Here is a 4,253-nt window from a genome sequence, read left to right as displayed (position 1 = left end):
AATAAAATTTACTTTGGACAGGGTGTATAGGGCATAGAGGCAGCCTCAAGGTTCTATTTCAACAAAGAGGCAAATAGCCTTTCCCTTTCTGAAGCAGCAATCCTTGCGGGAATGGTTGCCTCACCCAATACATACTCGCCTTTTTCAAACCCCTCTCTTTCTGTGGAAAGGGGAATAAGGACACTTAATAGAATGGCAAATGATGGATATATTACAAAGGAAAGGGCAAAAAATGAGGCAATAATTCTAAACAAGAAAATAAATGAAATTACAAGCAAACAAGGCTTTGTCATTGGAACAACCATAAACAAGGCACCATACTTTATTGAATATTTAAGGAAGCAGCTAGAACAGGAATATGGCTATAACCTTTTATATCAGGGAGGCCTTTCTGTTTCAACAACCTTAAACCTTAAGATGCAAAGAGAGGCGGAATTGGCTTTATCTAAGGGCTTAAACAGGCTAAATATGGGGAGAAAAGATAAAATAGAGGGAGCATTGCTTGCCATTGAGCCAACCACGGGAAAGATTAGGGCAATGGTTGGTGGCTCTGGCTTTTCTGTGCGTAATCAATTAAACAGGACCTACCAGACAATAAGACAGCCTGGTTCTGCATTTAAGCCAATAATCTATGCAGCAGCTATTGATTCAGGCTGGACATTGGCCGATACAATCCTTGATGAACCTATATCATATCCAGGGATGGATGAGGGAAAAACCTGGACACCGCAAAATTATGAGGGAAGGTGGTATGGAAGGGTAACCGTGAGAAAAGCCCTTGAGGATTCAATAAATATTCCTACAATTAAAATCCTTGATAAGATAGGTCCAGCCAGGGCGGTTATCTATGGCAAAAGGCTTGGTATAACATCAGAGCTTCATCCATACCTCTCACTTGCTCTGGGTGCGTTTGATGTCTCTATGATGGATATGGCCACAGTATTCTCTGTGTTTGCCAATGGTGGATTGAGGGTTAAGCCATACGGAATAACTGAGGTTAAAGATAGAAATAACAATATCCTGAAGAAAACCGTCCCCTTCTATGAATGTGTCCTTTCAAAAGAGACAGCATATATCATTACCTCAGCTCTTAAAGGTGTTATAGAGAGAGGAACAGCCCAGCCTTTTCTTGGCGGACAATTTAGCTGCGATATTGCAGGAAAGACAGGGACAACCGATGAATGTGTTGATGCCTGGTTCATTGGATATACGCCAAATCTCTTATGTGCTGTCTGGGTTGGATATGACAGGGGAAGAAAATCTATGGGAAAGAATATGACAGGTGCTGTGGCAGCGGCTCCTATATTCCTTGAATTTATGAAGGAGGCATTAAGGGAGGTGCCAAAGGAAAGCTTTCAAATCCCAGATGGCATTGTTTTTTTAAATATTGACCGAAAATCGGGCAGGGTTTTATCTGCTGAGGTTTCTGGTTTTCCTGAGGCATTCATCGCTGGAACAGAGCCAGAAAGGAAAGAAATTGAAGAAGAAAAGCCTTGGGAAAAGGAAGATTTTAAGGAGGAATGGTAGAAAAAATCAACATCCTTGACTTCTTCTTTGCTAAAGATTAATATATCATTATGAAAAGATTATTTTTGCTGTTTATGGTAGGAGCAAGCCTCTCTTATTCAATAAAGGTTTCTCCAAAAAAGGGAGGGGTAGCGATATATGAAGGAAAGGGGACAGAGACAAGGATAGGAACCCTGCTTGGCAAGGCAAAGGTTTTAGAAAAATCTGGAGCCTGGACAAAGGTAAATCTTACTGGCTGGGTTCTTTCTTTCCAAATACAGGAGGTAAAAACCTTGAGGGCAAGGATTAAAACAACCCTCGGCGAGATTGTCTTAGAGCTATTTTCAGAAAAGGCACCAAACACTGTAGAAAACTTTGTAAAGCTTGCGGAAAGCGGGTTTTATAATGGTGTAATCTTCCACAGGGTTATTCCTGGCTTTATGATTCAGGGAGGGGATCCCACAGGAACAGGAGGGGGAGGTCCAGGCTATGTGTTTGCCGATGAATTCCATCCAGAGCTAAAACACGATAAGCCAGGGATTCTCTCAATGGCAAATGCCGGACCTAACACAAATGGCTCTCAATTCTTTATTACCCTAGCACCCACACCCTGGCTTGATGGAAAGCACAGCATTTTTGGTCAGGTTATTAAAGGGATGGATGTGGTTAAAAAGATATCTGAGCTTCCTCGTTCTGAGAGAGACAAGCCCTTAAAGGATGTCATAATGAAGAAGGTAATTATAGAAAAACCCTAAATGAGCGGAATTTGTGGAAGATTAAACCTTGATGGCTCACCCATAGATAAATCCCTCTTAGAAAGAATGACGGATGTCCTCTCCCACAGAGGGCCTGATGATTCTGGGATATACATTAACCAAGAAATTGGGCTAGGACATAGAAGGCTTTCCCTCATTGACCTTTCCTTAGGACACCAGCCAATGTCAAATGAAACAGAAAAGATATGGATTGTGTGTAATGGCGAGATATATAACTTTCAAGAGCTAAAGGAAAATCTTATAAAAAATGGCCATTCCTTTAAGACCCATTCTGATACCGAGGTAATCATTCATCTTTATGAGGATTATGGAATTTCCTGCCCTAAGCAATTAAGGGGGATGTTTAGCTTTGCTATCTGGGATATAGAGAAAAAAAGGCTATTCCTTGTCCGTGATCGTCTGGGAAGCAAACCCCTTGTCTATACAAGAGATAAACAAAGATTTTTGTTTGCCTCAGAGATAAAATCTATCCTTGAGGACAAAGATATTCCAAGGGAGATAGACCCCATTGCTATTCACCATTATTTAAGCTATGGATATATCCCATCACCTTTGACCATATTTAAGGGGATAAAAAAGCTTTCCCCGGGTTCTTTTCTTATCCTTGAGAAGAAAGAAGAAAGAATAGAAAGGTATTGGATGCCTGTTTATCAGCCAAAGCTTAAAATAAGCGAAGATGAGGCAATCTCTGAAATCTTAAGGCTTCTTAAGGAGGCAACAAGATTAAGGCTTATTTCTGATGTCCCTCTGGGTGCATTCCTTTCAGGTGGAATTGATTCATCGGCGGTTGTGGCAATGATGGCAGGTTTGATGGAAAGGCCAGTTAAGACATTTTCTATTGGCTTTGAAGAGGAGGATTTTTCCGAGCTTCCTTTTGCAAGGATTGTCTCAAAGAGATTTCAAACCGAGCATAATGAATTTATGGTAAAGCCCCAAACAATTGATATTCTCCCTAAGCTTGCCTGGTTTTACAATGAGCCTTATGCTGATTCATCAGCCCTTCCTACCTACTACCTATCCCAGATGGCAAGAAAATATGTAAGCGTTGCCTTACTTGGCGATGGCGGGGATGAGCTTTTTGCCGGATATGACCGCTATCGGGCATTAAAGCTTTCTTTACTATACGATAAGATTCCAAAAATTATCAAGGATACAATCTTTGCTTTGGTAAAAAGATTTCCTGAAGGAAGCAGGAGAAATGATCTTATCCGCAAGTTAAAGAGGTTTTTGGGTGCAATGTCTGAGGAGCCAAGGAGGAGGTATGGAAGGTGGCTAACTAGTTTCAAGAACGATGAAAAACAAAGGCTCTATTCCCCTGAGATGAAAGAGAAAACAAAGGATGTTGACTCAATTGAGCTTCTCCTTTCCCTTTACAACCTTGCACCCACCGATGACCTTCTTGAGGCATCCACCTTTACAGATCTAATGATGAACCTTCCCGATGACCTCTTTATAAAGGTTGATATTGCTGGTATGGCGAATTCCCTTGAGACAAGAAGCCCATTTTTAGATAGTGAGTTGGTTGAATTTGTCTTGCATCTTCCCTTTGATATAAAGCTTAAAGGAAATAAAAGCAAGTATATCCTGAAAAAGGCTATATCAAATATCCTTCCCAAGGAGATTCTTAGAAGGGGTAAAATGGGTTTTGGTGTTCCCCTTGCCAGGTGGTTTAGGCAGGAGCTTAAGGATTATATCTATGAGGTTTTATTAAGCGATAAGGCAAAAAACAGGGGATACTTTAACATAACTGAGGTAAAAAGGCTGCTTGATGAGCATACAAGCGGAAAAACAGACTACGGCTATCCCCTCTGGACGCTTCTATTTCTTGAGGTATGGCACAATGTTTTTGTGGATTAAACCTTTAACCCCCCCCTCTATAAAATTATGAATTTTGAATGTTGAATTTTGAATTAAAAAAGGAAAAACTTTATATAAAATTTTGAATTTTGAATGTTGAATTTTGAATTAAAA

General features: G+C 40.4%; 3 protein-coding genes. All 3 read left to right on the top strand.

The genetic code is table 11. The features are described from left to right. Positions 1-33: 33 nt before the first annotated feature. The 3 genes from AB1397_02805 to asnB all read left to right on the top strand — a co-directional run bounded on the left by AB1397_02805 (position 34) and on the right by asnB (position 4,139). Complete coding sequence (locus AB1397_02805; GenBank protein MEW6481922.1) at positions 34-1,527, top strand: penicillin-binding transpeptidase domain-containing protein; 1,494 nt, start codon at positions 34-36, stop codon at positions 1,525-1,527. A 254-nt stretch (positions 1,528-1,781) separates the two neighbouring features. Beyond that, a complete protein-coding gene (locus AB1397_02800; GenBank protein MEW6481921.1) occupies positions 1,782-2,261 on the top strand; it encodes a peptidylprolyl isomerase in 480 nt (159 codons plus the stop codon). Then, on the top strand, positions 2,262-4,139 hold the full coding sequence (gene asnB / locus AB1397_02795) for an asparagine synthase (glutamine-hydrolyzing) (protein ID MEW6481920.1): 1,878 nt from the start codon (positions 2,262-2,264) through the stop codon (positions 4,137-4,139). The last annotated feature ends 114 nt before the right edge of the window (positions 4,140-4,253 follow it).

Source organism: bacterium (assembly GCA_040756715.1).
In the GTDB taxonomy this organism is placed as follows: Bacteria; UBA9089; UBA9088; order UBA9088; family UBA9088; genus JBFLYE01.
Note: the sequence above shows the minus strand (reverse complement) of the source record. Positions and strands in the feature narration are given on the sequence as shown.

Bases quoted from the DNA above. Each gene is read 5' to 3' on its own strand.
- asnB (MEW6481920.1), top strand. From the start codon at position 2,262: ATGAGCGGAATTTGTGGAAGATTAAACCTTGATGGCTCACCCATAGAT.